The sequence below is a fragment of the Streptomyces thermoalcalitolerans genome, from assembly GCF_039525155.1.
In the GTDB taxonomy this organism is placed as follows: Bacteria; Actinomycetota; Actinomycetes; order Streptomycetales; family Streptomycetaceae; genus Streptomyces; species Streptomyces thermovulgaris.
Genome location: NZ_BAAAHG010000006.1, coordinates 35036 through 50078, shown reverse-complemented (window position 1 = coordinate 50078; position 15043 = coordinate 35036). Strand labels below are relative to the sequence as shown.

The following is a 15043-nucleotide window of genomic DNA, read 5'->3' as shown; positions in this document are numbered from 1 at the left end:
CCATGACGACCGTGACGGACGGCGGCCGAAAGCCCCCAGGCACCCCTCTGCCCGCCCTGCGGCCGCTGACCGAGTGGCCCCGCCTCGCCTCCGCGATCCCCCGCGACGCGGAGGTGGAGCGCCGGGTGGCCGAGATCCTCGGGCAGCTCACCCTGGAAGAGAAGGTCGGCCAGATGATCCAGCCCGAGCTGGCCGAGCTGACCTGCGAGGACGTGCGCGAGTACCGGATCGGCTCCGCGCTCAACGGCGCCGGGATCTGGCCCGGCGGCAAACGGCACGCGAGCGTGGCGGACTGGGTGGACACGGTCGACCGCTTCTGGACGGCGGCGGAGGAGACCTGGCGGGACCGGCCCTTCCGCATCCCGTTCATGTGGGCGACCGACGCGGTGCACGGGCACAACAACGTGCACGGCGCCACCATCTTCCCGCACAACATCGGCCTCGGCGCGGCCGGTGACCCGGACCTGGTGCGGCGCATCGGCGAGGCCACCGCCCGCGAGGTCGCCGCGACCGGCATGGACTGGATCTTCGCCCCCACCGTCACCACACCGCGCGACCGCCGCTGGGGCCGCTACTACGAGGGCTACAGCGAGGACCCGGTCGTGGTGCACGCCTACGGGCGTGCCATGGTCGAGGGTCTCCAGGGCGACGTGGCGGCGCTGCGCACCGACGGAAAGGTGCTGGCCACCCTCAAGCACTGGATCGCGGACGGCGGCACCGAGAACGGCAGCGACCGGGGGATCGCACGCTGCTCCGAGGACGTGCTGAGGAACATCCACGCCCAGGGCTTCCTGGCCGGCATCGAGGCCGGGGCGCAGTGCGTGATGGGCTCCTTCAGCAGCTGGGAGAACCCCGCCAACTACGACCACACCCCGGGCCGTGCGCAGCCGTACAACCACAAGGTGCACGGCAGCCGTTACCTGATCACCGATGTGCTCAAGAACGCCCTCGGCTTCGACGGCGTCGTGATCAGCGACTGGGACGCGCACGCCGAGGTCGCCGGCTGCTCCCCCGGGGACGCCGGATACGCGATCAACGCCGGGCTGGACGTGCTGATGATCGCCGGGCGCGAGGACTGGCAGAGCGTGTACCGCACCACCATCCGGCAGGTGCGCGACGGGGTCGTCCCGACGGCACGCGTCGACGACGCCGTCACCCGGATCCTGCGCGTGAAGATGCGCGCCGGTCTGTGGGACAAGCCCCGTCCCCGGGACCGCGCGCTCACGGCCCCGGGAACGGGGATCGTCGGCTGCGCCGAGCACCGGGCCCTCGCACGCGAGGCCGCCCGCGCCTCCCTGGTCCTGCTCAAGAACAGCCCCGGCCTGCTGCCGCTGCCGCGCACCGCGCGGGTGCTGGTGACCGGCAGCGCGGCCGACGACCTGAGCAAGCAGTGCGGCGGCTGGACCCTGAGCTGGCAGGGCGACGACGTGGACCGCGCCGACCTGCCGGACGGCACCACCCTGGCGGACGCGGTCCGCCTGGTCGTCGGTGCCGAACGGTGCGTGGTGGACCCGGCGCTGGAACACGCCGACCCCGCCGGTTTCGACGTGGCCCTGGTCGCCCTGGGCGAGGACGCGTACGCGGAGATGCGCGGCACGATCAAGCCCTGGCGGTCGATCGGCTACGCCGACCTGAAGCTCTCCTACGCCCGCGACCTCGAAGTGCTGCGCCGGCTGGACGCCGCGAACCTTCCCGTCGTCTCGGTCCTCTTTACCGGCCGTCCGCTCTACTGCACGGAGGAGATCAACCTCTCCGACGCCTTCGTCGTCGCCTGGCTGCCGGGCCCGTACGCACAGGGCCTGACCGATGTGCTGTTCGCCGCCGAACCCGGCGCGCCCTCCTACGACTTCCAGGGCCGGCTGCCGTCCTCCTGGCCGCGGACACGGGACTCCGCCGCCGTCAACCGGATCCCCCCGCACCTGCCGGACTACCGGGTACCCGCCGAGGAGACGGCGCCCGAGGGCCGCTGCACCCCGCTGTTCGAGGTGGGGTACGGCCTGTCGCTGCGGGACGAGGCCCCGGCCACCGGACCCCTGCCGCTCGACGAACCCCCGGCGCCCCCTCCCGCGCCCGCGGTGGACGGCCCGCTCCGTGTGCTGGACGCGGCGGGCACGCCGTACCGGCTGCGGGTGGGCGGTCACAACACCTGGTCGCGCAGGGACGTCCCGCTCACCGGGCCGATGCGGTGCCTCGTCCTGCACTCGGACCCGGTGCCCGCACCCTCCGGCGCCGGCCACGCCCCGGACGGGAGCACCCGGAAGAGCGGGGACGGCACCGGGCTGCGGCTGCGTTTTTGGGGCCATCCGGCCTTCTTCTACGCGGAGTCGCCCACCGGTGAGCCCGCCGACCTGCGCGGTCACCTGGAGGCCGGGGCCCATGTGCGGTTCCTCGCGCGGGTGATCGAGCCGCCGTCGTCCGCGTTGTACCTGGCGTGCCACGACGACTATCCCGCCCAGCCGGGCGTGGATCTGGCACCGCTGCTCCGTCAGGCACCGCCACAGCAGTGGACGGTGGTGTCCGTGCCGCTGGCCGAACTGGACGCGGCGGGGATGGACCTGCGCCACGTCGATGTGCCGTTCATGCTGTACACCGAGGGAACGGCGCTGCTGGAGATCGCCGACATCGGCTGGCGCGTTCCCTGACACGCGAAGGTCCGGCGCCCGCCCCGCGGCCGGGGCGGGCGCCGGACCCCGGTGCGCACGACACCCCTCAGGGGGGGCGCCGCGCGGCGCCTCAGACGGCTTCGTCGAGGACCTCGCGCAGCTCCTCGGGAAGCTCCAGGTCGGCGGCGGCGAGGCACTCGTCCAGCTGGGCCACCGAGCTGACGCCGATGACCGGCACCACGGCGGGCTCACCGCCGGTCAGCCAGGCCAGGACCGTCTGCAGGGGGGTGACGCCCAGTTCGCCGGAGACCTTCGCCAGCGCCTGGAGCCGGCGCTCGGTGCCGGGGTGCGCGTAGTGCTCCGGCAGCGGCTTGTCCGGGCGGTTGTAGGCGCCCCACAGGAGACTGGTGTACGCGAACAGGGTCAGGCCGCGGCTGCTCACATAGTCCAGCAGCTCGTCGCTCGCGTGGACATGGCCGCCCTCGGGCAGCACGGTCTTCGGCCGGGGCTGGAGATAGGAGTAGCGCTGCTGCACCGCGGTGTACGGCGTCCAGCCGCGCTGCTCGGCCAGAGCACGGGTCTCGGCCAGCCGCCATGCGGTGTGGTTGCTCGCGCCCAGCACCCGGACCTTCCCGTCGGTCACCGCCTGGTGGAAGGCGGCGAGGGTCTCCTCGTCGGGAGTGGACCGGTCCTCGCGGTGGGCGTAGTACAGGTCCAGGTGGTCGGTGCCGAGCCTGCGCAGGCTTCCCTCCAGCTGCTCCCTGATCACGGCCGGCGCGAGCCCCTCCGCCTGTCCGTCGGGTCCCGGCCCCGAACCGACCTTGGAGGCGAGGGTCACACGGTCCCGTGTCCTCCGGGCCTTCAGCCAGCGGCCCAGCACGGTCTCGCTCTCGCCGCCGGAGCCGCCCGGCACCCAGAACGAGTAGCAGTTGGCGGTGTCGATCGTGGTCCCGCCGGCCTCCACGAACCGGTCCAGGATGGCGAACGAGGTCTTCTCGTCGACCGTGGTGCCGAACGGCAGGGCGCCCAGACACAGCGTGCTGACCTTGGTTCCGGTGGCGGCGTCGAGCGTGCGCTGCTGCATCGTTCCTCCGAACTCGTGTGTCGTGGGCAGGCAGTCGTGGGGGACAGCCGTGGGCAGGGGAGAGCGCACACCCCCGTGGCCCGTGGCGGACTCTCCCTCGCGGCCGTGGACGAACGGGGGTGCGGAGCGGGGCACTTCGCGGTGAGCCGTGCGCTTCGGACAGGCCGTCGTACGGCGCGAGCCGTACGCGCCGGTCGTGCGCGCCGGTTCCGGACCGGCGCCGGGAACCGCTCGCCGGTGTGCGCGAGGACTCCCGGCCGGCGCGGCACGGGCACGGCACCCCCTCGAGGCGCCGTGCCCGCGCCGTGCCCGGGTCAGGCCGCCGGCACCTCGGGAAGGACGCCGGTCCGCGCCACCTGCCCGTACCACCGCGCGCTCGACTTGAGCGTCCGCTTCAGGGTCGCGTAGTCGATGTGGATCACGCCGAACCGCTTGGCATAGCCGTACGCCCACTCGAAGTTGTCCATCAGCGACCACAGGAAGTACCCGCGGACGTCCGCCCCGTCCGCGATGGCCCGGTGCACCGCCGTCAGATGGCTGTGCAGATAGGCGATGCGCTCCGGGTCGTGCACCCGGCCGTCCGCGTCCACCTTGTCCTCGTAGGCCGCGCCGTTCTCCGTGATGTACAGCGGCAGCCCCGGCGCCTCCCGGGAATACCGCATGATCAGCTCGTGCATGCCGTCCGGGTCGACCGTCCAGCCCATGCGCGTGCGCTCGCCCGGCGTCTGGTGGAACGCCACGTCGTCCGCCCCGGGCCACGGCGAGTACTCGCTCTCCCCGTGACCGTCGGCGCGGGGACCCTTCACCGCCCCGTCCGCCGCCGACACCAGCGTCGATGTGTAGTAGTTGAGCCCGAGCGCGTCCAGCCGCTGGTTGATGGTCCGCAGATCGCCGTCGAGGACGTACGACCAGTCGGTGATCGACGAGGTCGCCTCCAGCAGCGTGGCCGGGTACTCCCCGTGCAGCATGGGGCCGTGGAAGACGCCGTTGGCCAGGTCGTCGATCTTCTGTGCGGCCGCCAGGTCCGCCGGGTCCTGCGACACCGTGCGGACCACCGAGGAGTTGAGGCTGACGGCGATCGTGTTGCGGGCGGGCATCACCGACCGCAGTGCCTGGATGCCCAGCCCGTGCGCCAGGTTCAGGTGGTGGGCCGCGCGCAGCGAGGCCAGGTGGTCGGTACGGCCCGGGGCGTGCACACCGGAGCCGTAGCCGAGGAAGGCGCAGCACCACGGCTCGTTGAGCGTGATCCAGTGCTCCACCCGGTCGCCGAGCGCCTCGCCGACGATCCGGGCGTACTCCGCGAAACGCAGCGCGGTGTCCCGCTCCGGCCAGCCGCCCGCGTCCTCCAGCTCCTGCGGCAGGTCCCAGTGGTACAGGGTGACCACCGGCTTGATGCCGTGGGACAGCAGCTCGTCGACCAGGCGGCGGTAGAAGTCCAGGCCCACCTGGACGGCGGGGCCCCGGCCGGTCGGCTGCACACGCGGCCAGGAGACCGAGAAGCGGTAGGCGTTCAGGCCCAGGTCCGCCATCAGGGCCACGTCGTCGCGGTAGCGGTGGTAGTGGTCGACGGCGATGTCACCGGTGTCGCCGTCGGCCGTCTTGCCGGGGGTGTGGCTGAAGGTGTCCCAGATCGAGGGTGTACGGCCGCCCTCCCGCACCGCTCCCTCGATCTGATACGCGGAGGTCGCGGTGCCCCAGAGGAAGGAGGACGGGAAGGTCACCGGGGTCACCGGCTGTGCGGACTCGGACATGGAAGCGCTCCCATGAGACGTTGAGAAGACCGACGGACAGATGAGAGGGATCAGCAGGAAAACAGCAAGGGGAGGGCCGGAACGGCGGTGGTCCGGCCCCCCGCAGGACATGCGCCGGCGTGCACCGGCGTCCGAGGGCGGGTTCGGGGATCAGCCCTTGACCGCGCCCTGCATGATGCCGCCCACGATCTGCTTGCCGAAGATCGCGAAGACCAGCAGCAGCGGCAGCGTGCCGAGCAGCGCTCCCGCCATGATCAGGGATTGATCGGGAGTGTAACCGCGGCCCAGGCCCGCGATCGCGACCTGCACGGTCGGGTTGCCGGTCTGGGTCAGCACCAGGAACGGCCACAGGAAGTCGTTCCAGGCCTGCACGAACATCAGCATGCCCAGCACGGCCATCGCGGGCCGCGCGGCCGGGAACACCACGTGCCAGACCACGCGCCAGCTGCTCGCGCCGTCCACCCGGGCCGCCTCGATGAGCTCGTCCGGCAGGGCCTGGAGCAGGTACTGCCGCATGAAGAACACGCCGAACGCGCTGACCAGCGACGGCAGGATCACCGCCTGCAGCTGGTCGGTCCAGTCCAGCTTGGCGACCATCATGTACAGCGGGATCACACTGAGCTGCGGCGGCACCATCATCGTGCCGACCACCACCAGCATCAGGATGTTGCGGCCCTTGAAGCGCAGCTTGGCGAAGGCGAATCCGGCGATGGTGGACAGGAACACGATGGTCAGCGCGGACACACCCGCCACGATGGTGGTGTTGAGGAACGCCTTGCCCAGGTTGGCGTCCTTCCAGGCGACCTCGATGTTGTGCGGGAGGTTCGAGCCGAACCAGAACGGCGGCGGCGTCTGCGCCAGCCGGTTGTTGTTGCGGGACGCGGCGATCGCCGTCCACACCAGGGGGAACAGCGAACCGATGGTGAACAGGACCAGGATCGCGTAGGCGACCGGGCCGCCGTGCAACTGCCCGCCCGCCCGCGCGGACCGGGGCCGGCGCGTACGCCGGGACTTCTCGGTGTCCGGGTCGGCGGGCGCCGTCAGGGTTGTCGTCGTCACGGCCGGAACTCCTTACTGACTGGCGCGCAGCCGGCGCGAGATGACGTAGTTGACCACGCCGATCAGGATCAGGATCAGGAACATCGTCCAGGCGATCGCCGAGGCCCGGCCGAGGTGCTGGTTCACCCAGCCCTGCTCGTACAGGTACAGGCCCAGCGTCTGGAACTGGTGCTCGGCGCCGCCGGAGGCACCGCGGTTGGCGTCGAACAGCAGCGGCTCGCCGAAGACCTGACTGGCGCCGATGGTCGACACGACGCAGGTGAACAGGATGGTCGGCCGCAGCGACGGCAGTGTCACATGGAAGAACTGCTGCCACCGGTTGGCCCCGTCCAGGGCCGCCGACTCGTACAGGTCGTGCGGGATGGCCTGCATCGCCGCCAGGTAGATCAGCGCGTTGTAGCCGGTCCAGCGCCAGATGATGATGGTCGAGACGGCGATCTGCGACGGCCACTTGTCGTTCTGCCAGTCGACCTTGTCGATGCCGACCTGGTCCAGCACCCAGTTGATCATCCCGTAGTCGCGGCCGAAGAGCAGGGCGAACACCAGCGAGGCCGCGGCGATCGACGTCGCGTACGGGGCGAGCATCACGACCCGGTAGAAGGTCGAGGCGCGCAGCTTGTAGTTGAGGATGTGGGCCAGGCCCAGCGCCGTCAGCAGCTGCGGGACCGTGGAGATGATGCCGATGGTCAGGGTGTTCTTCGCCGCGTTCCAGAAGAAGTCGTCGTCGAAGAGACGGGTGTAGTTGCGCAGCCCGACCCAGTTCATGTCGGTGGGCGCCGTCAGTTCCACCTGGTGCAGCGAGGCCCAGCCCGTGTAGAGCAGCGGGAACAGGCCGAAGGCCAGGAACAGCAGGAAGAACGGCGAGACGAAGGCATACGGGCTCCAGCGCATGTCCCGCTGCCAGCGGCGGGACAGCCGGGCCCGGCGGCGCTCGTCCGCGGGGGCGGACGCCTTGCGCGCGGTCGGACGGGCCGGGGCCGCGCCCCCCTCCTCGGCGGGGGGCGCGGCGGTGTCGTGCCGGGTGGCCATGCTGGTCACTGTCCCAGGTTGTTGTCGATGGTCTTGGTGGCCGTCTCCCAGGCCTTCTCGGGCGACCGGCCCTTGGTGACGAGGATGAGACCGTTGTCGTTCAGGGTCGACCCGATGATCTGGTCCTTGGGGCCGATGATCTGGACCGGGCTCTCCTTGGCCGCCTTGGCGAAGATCTCACCGATCGGGGCGTCCGCGGTCATCTTGTTCTTCGCGTTCTTCACCGCGGGCGTGTCGTAGGCGGCGGGCGTGCTGGGGAAGCTGCCGCGCTTCTCGAACAGCTTCGCCTGCTGCTCCGGCGCGGTCAGCCAGGCGGCCAGCTTCGCGGCCTCCTTCACGTGCTTGCCGCTCTTCGGCACGGTGAGGAAGGAGCCGCCCCAGTTGCCGGCCTTGGGCGCGGGGGCCACGTCCCACTTGCCCGCGGCCTCCGGCTTCGACTTGCTCTCGATGTACCCGAGCATCCACGGCGGGCAGGACATCGCCGCGAACTTGCTGTTGGCGATCATCGAGTCCCAGGCCGGCTGGAACTGGGTCTGGGAACCGACCAGGCCCTCCTGGGCGGCCTTCGCGGTCATCATGAAGGCGTCCTTGACGACCGGGTTCGTCTTGTAGATGACCTTGCCGGACTCGTCGTAGAACCGTACCCGCTCACTGCCGAGGACGGCGCTCATCAAGCCGCCGGGGGAGTCCAGGAAGGTGGTGCCCGCGGGGGCCTTCTTCTGGTACTGCCGGCCCACGTCGATGAACTTCTTCCAGTCGCCCGCCCACATCTTCGCCAGCGTGTCCCGGTCGGTGGGCAGCCCGGCCTTCTGGAAGAGGTCCTTGCGGTAACAGATCGCCATCGGGCCCACGTCGGTGCCGAGGCCGATGGTGCGGCCGTCCTTCGTGGTGGCCTGCTGCCACTTCCAGGGCAGCCAGTCGCTCTTGTTCACGCCCGGAACCTTCGAGAGGTCCTCGAGCTTGTCCGCCTGGGTGTTCACGATTTCGGCGATGTTGCCCACCTCCACGCCCTGAATGTCCATCAGGCCGCTGTTGGTGGTGAGGTGGTTGACGAGCGCCGGGTAGTAGTTCTCGTTCCGCTCGGTGACGTTCTCCTGGATCTTGATGTTCGGGTGCAGCTTCTCGTACTCGGCGTACAGGCCGGCCTCCTTGAAGCCGAACGTGCCGAAGAGACCGAGCGTGATGACGATCTTGCCGTCGGAGCCGCCCGACGAATCGGACCGGTCGTTGCCGTCGTCGGCGCAGCCGGTCAGCAGCCCGGCGCCCAGCGATACGGCTGCCGCCAGGACCGCCGCCTTGCGGGCGGTGGAAACTCGTGCTCGCATTGCGTCCTCCTGTTGCCCTGACGTGCCGACCCCCGGCCAACGTGCGTGGTTGGGCTCGTTGTGTGTGCGCTGCGGCTCGGGTGGGGAACGTGCGGGTTGTGTAGTGTCAGATAGTGTGGGAGCGCTCCCACGGATGGTGTGTTGAAGGGTTGCGGCTCCGGGCAGGGGTGTCAAGGGCATGAGCAAGGACAAATTCGTTCGGTTATCGGCCTGTTAACTAATACGGCGAATCGGGAAGTTGTCGTTCCGGAAGAGGGACCGGCCCGTCCGGACGGCCGCGCGAGGCCGTCCGCCGGGGCGGGGCGACGGTGCCCCGGAGGAAGGCGGCACCCGTTCCGGGAGGACTGTTAGATTCCAGGCCAAGGTGGTGCGACAGCGGAAGGGCGGAGCCAATGGCAGGCCACGGAACTCGGGGTCGGAGCGGCGGTCGGCCGACTCTGGAGGAGGTCGCCGCACGGGCCGGTGTCGGTCGCGGCACCGTCTCCCGGGTGATCAACGGCTCGCCCCGGGTCAGCGATGCCACCCGCGCCGCGGTGGAGGCGGCGGTCGCCGAACTCGGCTACGTCCCCAACACGGCCGCCCGCGCCCTGGCCGCCAACCGCACCGACGCGGTCGCCCTCGTCGTCCCCGAGCCGGAGACCCGCTTCTTCGCCGAGCCGTACTTCTCGGACATGCTGCGCGGTGTGGGCGCCGGGCTCTCCGACACCGAGATGCAGCTGCTGCTGATCTTCGCCGGCAACGACCGGAAGCGGCAGCGGCTGGCCCAGTACCTGGCGGCCCACCGGGTGGACGGGGTCCTGCTGGTCTCGGTGCACGCGGACGACCCCCTGCCGGACATGCTGACCCAGCTGGACATCCCGGCGGTGATCAGCGGCCCGCGCTCGGCGGACGAGCCCCTGCCCTCGGTGGACTCCGACAACTACGGCGGCGCCCGCTCGGCGGTGGAGCATCTGCTGGCCCAGGGGCGCCGGACCATCGCCCACATCACCGGCCGCATGGACGTCTACGGCGCCCAGCGCCGTGTGGACGGCTACCGCGACGCGCTCCGGGCCGCGGGCCGGGAGGCCGACGACCTTCTCGTGGCCGAGGGCGACTTCACCGAGGAGGGCGGCCGTCGCGCGATGACCCGTCTGCTCGCCCACCGTCCCGACCTGGACGCCGTCTTCGCCGCCTCGGACGTCACGGCGGCCGGTGCCCGCCAGGTGCTGCGCGAGGCCGGCCGCCGCATCCCCGACGACGTGTCCCTCGTCGGGTACGACGACTCCGTCATCGCCCGCCACATGGAACCGCCCCTGACCAGCGTCCGCCAGCCCATCGAGGAGATGGGCCGCACGATGATCGACCTTCTTCTGGCGGAGATCGCGGACCGCCGCCCCGCGGCGTCCCGGAAGCCTGAGCGGCGGAAGATGGTGCTGCCCACGGAACTGGTGGTGCGGTCCTCGTCGTGACGGACCCCGGCCCGCCGCCCGGGCCCCGGCCGGGCCGGACCTCGACGGGCGCGTGCCGCCGGTGCGACGGATGCGCGTACCGGACCCCGCTCGACCCGCGGCGGGATCCGCACGGGGCCCCGCTTGATCCTTATTTCTTGATCTTTGTTCCCTGAGCTTCATTCCGTGCGGCCGGTGCCGCCGCGCTGTGCCGCCGGGGGCGACTGCGGCAGATGGCGGGCCGCCCAGGTGGTCAGTTCGCTCAGGATGGGGGTCAGGGCCTTTCCTGCCGGAGTGAGGCGGTAGCGGACCGTGACGGGCGGGCCGGACTCCACCTCACGCAGGACGAGCCCGGCGGTGGACAGTTCGGAGAGCCGCTCCGAGAGAACCGAGTCGCTGATGCCCTCCACCGCGCGCCGCAGCTCGGCGAAGCCCAGCGGGCCGTGCTGAAGGGTGGCCAGGATGATGCCGTTCCACCGCTTGCCGAGGAAGCGGAAAGCGCGGGTGAGCGCGCTGTCGCAGGCCGCCGGGTGATGCCGTCCGGCACAGTCGTCGCCCTGGCCGGCCGCTCGCCTCCCCGCTGCTTCCCTCATGACTCCAGGATAGCCGGGTGCTACGCTGCGAGATGTCACTAGGTTTTTCGAAGCGGCATTGACTTGCCTAGTAACTGCGTCTTCACAAGGAGAATCCTCATGTCCGCTGCGCCTGCCGCGCCCGGAACCCTCCCCCGCGTCGACGACGAGGCCCGTGCGGCGCTCTTCACCGACGCGCGCACCGTGTACTCGTTCGCCGACACCCCCGTCGACGACAAGACGCTGAACGGCATCTGGGAACTGACCCGCTGGGCCCCCACCGCAGTCAACTCGCAGCCCCTGCGCGTCCTGTACATCCGTACGCCCGAGGCCAAGGAGCGCCTGCTCCCGCACCTCGACGAGGGCAACCGGCCGAAGGCGGCCTCCGCGCCGGTCGTCGCGGTCCTCGCCGTGGACGGCCGCTTCCACGAGCACATTCCCCGGCTCTTCCCGGTCCGTCCGGAGCTGAAGGACCACTTCGATGCGGACCCGGCCCTCCGCGACCGCATCACGTCCTTCAACGGGCCGCTCCAGGCGGGCTACTTCATCCTCGCGGTCCGTGCCTTCGGCCTGGCCGCCGGGCCGATGGGCGGCTTCGACGCCGCCGGGATCGACAAGGAGTTCTTCCCGGAGAGCGACTGGCGCTCCCTCCTCGTCGTCAACATCGGTCACCCCGCCGGGGCCCCGGAGTTCGACCGTCTGCCGCGTCTGGGGCACGAGGACGTCCTCGCCTGGACCTGACACCCACGGCGCACCCGCTGTCCGGCACGCACCCCCGGCACCCGGCGTGCGCGTCCACAGGATCCGGGGCGGCCGTCGGCGCGGAGGCGGCGGACACACAGAGAGGCCGGTGACCCCGTGAGGGTCACCGGCCTCTGCGACGAGGGTGAGTGACGGGACTCGAACCCGCGACATCCTGGACCACAACCAGGTGCTCTACCAGCTGAGCTACACCCACCACGACCGGTCGGAAGGAGGGATTCGTGATGTCCCCGACCAGCCGAGAAAGAGTGTACAGGGTCGGGCGGGATGCTCGCGCACGGGTTTCGCGTCGCTTCGCCGTAAGCCCTGGTCAGCCCCTCTGGGCAGGCAGGACGTGTTTCGCGGCGATCGCCTTGGCGGTGTCGGAGTCGGGGCCGGGCGGCGGGACGAAGATGGCCTCGCGGTAGTAGCGCAGTTCCGCGATGGACTCGCGGATGTCGGCGAGGGCGCGGTGGTTGCCGTTCTTCTCGGGGCTGTTGTAGTACGCCTTCGGGTACCAGCGCCGGGCCAGCTCCTTGATCGAGGACACGTCGATGATCCGGTAGTGGAGGTAGGACTCCAGCGTCGGCATGTCGCGCAGCAGGAAGCCGCGGTCGGTGCTGACCGAGTTGCCGCACAGGGGAGCCTTGCCGGGTTCCTTGACGTACTCCCGCACATAGGCCAGGACCTGCTCCTCGGCGTCCTGCAGCGTGGTGCCGTCGGCCAGCTGGGCGAGCAGGCCGGACGCGGTGTGCATCTCGCGCACCACCTCGGGCATCGTCTCCAGCGCGGAGTCCGGCGGCCGGATGACGATGTCGACGCCCTCGCCGAGGACGTTCAGCTCGGCGTCGGTGACGAGGGCGGCCACCTCGATGAGCGCGTCGTCGGACAGCGAGAGGCCGGTCATCTCGCAGTCGATCCACACCATGCGATCGTTCATGTGTCTCACCTTACGGCGCGCCGTCGCGCACCGGACCGGCCGTGCGGACCTCTCGCCTCTGCCGGGACCGCCGGGCGGGGAGGCGTCCCGCCCGCCCGGCGCCCGGCTGTCAGCTCCGCTGACCCGGCACGCTCGCCGACAGGGCCGCCGGAGTGCGGCGGGTCTGGTGCGGGACATGGCCCTCCGCGCGGTGCACGGTGGGAGCGGGCGGGGAGGCCGGGGAGGCCAGGGAGCCCGTGGAAGCCGGCGGGGTCGCCGGGCCGCTGGGGGCGTTGCCGTCCGCCGACCGCTCGGCCTGCGGGCGCCGCGCCCGGTAGGCCGCCCGGTAGGCCGCCGGCGACGAGCCCAGCTGGCGCCGGAAGTGGCCGCGCAGCGCGACGGGGGAACGGAAGCCGCAGCGGCTGGCGACCTCGTCCACCGAGTAGTCCGAGGTCTCCAGCAGCCGCTGTGCCTGCAGCACCCGCTGGGTGATCAGCCACTGCAACGGCGCGCTGCCGGTCAGCGAGCGGAAGCGGCGGTCGAACGTACGCCGGCTCATGTACGCGCGCGCCGCCAGCGTCTCCACGTCGAACTGCTCGTGGAGGTGCTCCAGCGCCCAGGCGACGACCTCCGCGAGCGGGTCGGCGCCGATCTCCTCCGGTAAAGAGCGGTCCAGGTAGCGTTCCTGGCCTCCGCTCCGGCGCGGCGGGACCACCAGCCGCCGGGCCAGCGCGCCCGCCGCCTCGCTGCCGTGGTCCGAGCGCACGATGTGCAGGCACAGATCGATCCCGGCGGCCGTTCCCGCCGACGTCAGCACATCGCCGTCGTCGACGAACAGTTCCCGCGGATCGACGTGCACCGACGGATAGCGCTTGGCCAGGGTCGGTGCGTACATCCAGTGTGTGGTCGCCGGACGGCCGTCCAGCAGGCCGGCCGCGGCCAGGACGAAGGCCCCGGTGCACAGGCCCACGATGCGGGCGCCCTCTTCGTGCGCCTGGCGCAGCGCGTTGAGCGATTCCTCCGGTGGCGGAGAGGTGATCGAGCGCCAGGCCGGCACGACGACCGTGCCCGCGCGCGAGATCGCCTCCAGGCCGTGCGGTGCGGTGAGCTCCAGACCCCCCGTGGTCCGCAGGGGGCCTTCCTCACCGGCGCACACCAGAAGTCGGTAGCGCGGTACGCCGGCGTCCTGGCGGTCGACCCCGAACACCGACAGCGGTATGGAACTCTCGAAAATGGGGCCGCCGCTGAACAGCAGCACCGCGACAATCTCCTTGCGGCGTCGCCCGGACAGCTTCCGGGTGACGTTTTCCGACGCGGCAGTGGAGTCGTGGCTCATCCTGCTAAGCCCCCCTCGGTGGTCGCGGCTCCTCGGTTGTGTCGCTCCTGCACGTTTCCCCTCGGTCCTGCACGAGTCCCCCGCCGTAAGACAGTCAAGATCGAATCTACCTGTGTCACGCCGTGCCACGGTGGCCGGTTCGCCACGCGGCCCATTGTCGACATGGCAACTTGGCGCGAAGCATTCGATCACGAAGCGTTGCACTCGGGGAGGGCGCAGGGAAGTGCGCCTCGTCGCGGTGGCTAAACCGTGTAGGGTGCGCAAACCCCCTGAGACCCTTTCCGTGCAGGTCAAACGGAGGGTGGAAGGCACCTGGACCACGGAATGCACAGGTGCGAGAAGTTGGCTGAAAACATGCGCTCGTGTGCGCAGAAACCGGTCAGTCGACCGGTCTGTTGACGGGTGTCGCGCCGCCCGGGCGCCGACCGCCCCGGTGAACCCCCGTCCCGGCTCTGTGGTGACGGCCGCGGTGCGGGGCGTGCCTCGCTCCGCGCATCCGGACGGTCCCGCGCTCCGCCCGGCGCAGCAGGGCCCGGCAGGTTCCGGTGACGGCCGCGAGCCCTAGCGCGACGCCGGCGGCGCCGGCGGGCGGGGCACCGCACCAGAGCAGGACGAGCGGGACGACGACGCAGCTGAAGGCGGACCAGCGGATCACCTCGCCCACGCCGTCGCCCCTCGCGCCGGCCTCCGCGTCCCGCTGCGGCGACGGGCGGTGCTCGAAGGCGGCGGGGGCGGTACGGGGTCCGGACACGACGTGCTCCCTGCGGCGGCGGTTCTTCCGGGTTCAACGGCTGCTCGACCGGTCGGTCACGTCGCCGGCCGGCCGGTGGGTCACGCCGTGGCCCCCGCCGCCTCGGTCCCTCCCCGGCCCGGCCGCGCGGCGGCACTCAGTGCCGGATCGGCGGTTTGTACCGCACCGTACGGCCACCGGCGCGTGAGTCCCGTGCAAACCGCCTGTATGAGGCAGCAACCGTTGCGTCACGGGCCGTCGCTCGTGCATTCTCCGGAGAAACCGCCACGTCGGGGCCCGGATCACCCAGGGCTCGGGGTGCGCGGGACGGGCCGGGTCCCACAGGACAGCTCAGGGCCACAAAGAGGCGTGCGGCCGTACCCTTGGGGGTATGGGGACGGGAAGACGATTCCCGGACACTGCTCCGCCGTACACTGTCGTCCCCGAAAAGGATCACATCGCCGAGA

Annotated in this window: 12 protein-coding genes and 1 tRNA gene; 3 read left to right on the top strand and 10 right to left on the bottom strand. The window is 71.1% G+C overall.

Annotated features, from left to right (window positions below; translation table 11 throughout):
* Window positions 1-2: 2 nt before the first annotated feature.
* Complete coding sequence (locus tag ABD224_RS05960; protein WP_344047555.1) at window positions 3-2642, top strand: glycoside hydrolase family 3 protein; 2640 nt, start codon at window positions 3-5, stop codon at window positions 2640-2642.
* A gap of 91 nt (window positions 2643-2733) precedes the next feature.
* Here ABD224_RS05960 and ABD224_RS05955 read toward each other — a convergent pair whose 3' ends face one another.
* From ABD224_RS05955 to ABD224_RS05935, 5 genes are all read right to left on the bottom strand, one after another.
* Window positions 2734-3687, bottom strand: coding sequence for an aldo/keto reductase (locus tag ABD224_RS05955; protein ID WP_344047554.1), 954 nt, complete (start codon window positions 3685-3687; stop codon window positions 2734-2736).
* A 314-nt stretch (window positions 3688-4001) separates the two neighbouring features.
* Complete coding sequence (locus ABD224_RS05950) at window positions 4002-5438, bottom strand: GH1 family beta-glucosidase (protein WP_344047553.1); 1437 nt, start codon at window positions 5436-5438, stop codon at window positions 4002-4004.
* Between the two features lie 150 nt (window positions 5439-5588).
* Window positions 5589-6497, bottom strand: coding sequence for a carbohydrate ABC transporter permease (locus ABD224_RS05945; protein ID WP_344047552.1), 909 nt, complete (start codon window positions 6495-6497; stop codon window positions 5589-5591).
* A gap of 12 nt (window positions 6498-6509) precedes the next feature.
* Window positions 6510-7526 (bottom strand): carbohydrate ABC transporter permease, encoded by a 1017-nt coding sequence (locus ABD224_RS05940; RefSeq protein WP_344047550.1) that lies wholly within the window; start codon window positions 7524-7526, stop codon window positions 6510-6512.
* 5 nt (window positions 7527-7531) lie between these two features.
* Window positions 7532-8851: an ABC transporter substrate-binding protein gene (locus ABD224_RS05935; RefSeq protein ID WP_344047548.1), complete on the bottom strand. Its 1320-nt coding sequence runs from the start codon at window positions 8849-8851 to the stop codon at window positions 7532-7534.
* A 392-nt stretch (window positions 8852-9243) separates the two neighbouring features.
* Between ABD224_RS05935 and ABD224_RS05930 the strand changes: the two genes are divergently transcribed.
* Window positions 9244-10299 carry a LacI family DNA-binding transcriptional regulator gene (locus ABD224_RS05930; protein ID WP_344047546.1) on the top strand — a complete coding sequence of 352 codons (1056 nt, stop codon included), beginning with the start codon at window positions 9244-9246 and terminating at the stop codon, window positions 10297-10299.
* A 158-nt stretch (window positions 10300-10457) separates the two neighbouring features.
* Here ABD224_RS05930 and ABD224_RS05925 read toward each other — a convergent pair whose 3' ends face one another.
* Window positions 10458-10871, bottom strand: coding sequence for a winged helix-turn-helix transcriptional regulator (locus ABD224_RS05925; protein WP_344047545.1), 414 nt, complete (start codon window positions 10869-10871; stop codon window positions 10458-10460).
* 99 nt (window positions 10872-10970) lie between these two features.
* On the opposite strand from ABD224_RS05925, the gene ABD224_RS05920 reads away from it, so the two are divergent.
* Window positions 10971-11591, top strand: a complete 621-nt coding sequence (locus ABD224_RS05920; protein WP_344047544.1) for a malonic semialdehyde reductase — start codon at window positions 10971-10973, stop codon at window positions 11589-11591.
* A gap of 144 nt (window positions 11592-11735) precedes the next feature.
* Here ABD224_RS05920 and ABD224_RS05915 read toward each other — a convergent pair.
* The 4 genes from ABD224_RS05915 to ABD224_RS05900 all read right to left on the bottom strand — a co-directional run bounded on the left by ABD224_RS05915 (window position 11736) and on the right by ABD224_RS05900 (window position 14597).
* Window positions 11736-11808: transfer RNA gene (locus ABD224_RS05915), tRNA-His, on the bottom strand.
* 114 nt (window positions 11809-11922) lie between these two features.
* A complete protein-coding gene (gene orn, locus ABD224_RS05910) occupies window positions 11923-12531 on the bottom strand; it encodes an oligoribonuclease (protein ID WP_344047542.1) in 609 nt (202 codons plus the stop codon).
* A 109-nt stretch (window positions 12532-12640) separates the two neighbouring features.
* The gene (locus ABD224_RS05905) at window positions 12641-13846 is read right to left on the bottom strand and encodes a helix-turn-helix domain-containing protein (RefSeq protein WP_344047540.1); all 1206 of its coding nucleotides are present in this window, start codon (window positions 13844-13846) and stop codon (window positions 12641-12643) included.
* A 379-nt stretch (window positions 13847-14225) separates the two neighbouring features.
* Window positions 14226-14597 (bottom strand): hypothetical protein, encoded by a 372-nt coding sequence (locus tag ABD224_RS05900; protein ID WP_425580919.1) that lies wholly within the window; start codon window positions 14595-14597, stop codon window positions 14226-14228.
* Window positions 14598-15043: the final 446 nt, after the last annotated feature.

Bases quoted from the DNA above. Each gene is read 5' to 3' on its own strand.
- ABD224_RS05960 (WP_344047555.1), top strand. From the start codon at position 3: ATGACGACCGTGACGGACGGCGGCCGAAAGCCCCCAGGCACCCCTCTG.
- ABD224_RS05955 (WP_344047554.1), bottom strand. From the start codon at position 3,687: ATGCAGCAGCGCACGCTCGACGCCGCCACCGGAACCAAGGTCAGCACG.
- ABD224_RS05950 (WP_344047553.1), bottom strand. From the start codon at position 5,438: ATGTCCGAGTCCGCACAGCCGGTGACCCCGGTGACCTTCCCGTCCTCC.
- ABD224_RS05940 (WP_344047550.1), bottom strand. From the start codon at position 7,526: ATGGCCACCCGGCACGACACCGCCGCGCCCCCCGCCGAGGAGGGGGGC.
- ABD224_RS05935 (WP_344047548.1), bottom strand. From the start codon at position 8,851: ATGCGAGCACGAGTTTCCACCGCCCGCAAGGCGGCGGTCCTGGCGGCA.
- ABD224_RS05930 (WP_344047546.1), top strand. From the start codon at position 9,244: ATGGCAGGCCACGGAACTCGGGGTCGGAGCGGCGGTCGGCCGACTCTG.
- ABD224_RS05925 (WP_344047545.1), bottom strand. From the start codon at position 10,871: ATGAGGGAAGCAGCGGGGAGGCGAGCGGCCGGCCAGGGCGACGACTGT.
- ABD224_RS05920 (WP_344047544.1), top strand. From the start codon at position 10,971: ATGTCCGCTGCGCCTGCCGCGCCCGGAACCCTCCCCCGCGTCGACGAC.
- orn (WP_344047542.1), bottom strand. From the start codon at position 12,531: ATGAACGATCGCATGGTGTGGATCGACTGCGAGATGACCGGCCTCTCG.
- ABD224_RS05905 (WP_344047540.1), bottom strand. From the start codon at position 13,846: ATGAGCCACGACTCCACTGCCGCGTCGGAAAACGTCACCCGGAAGCTG.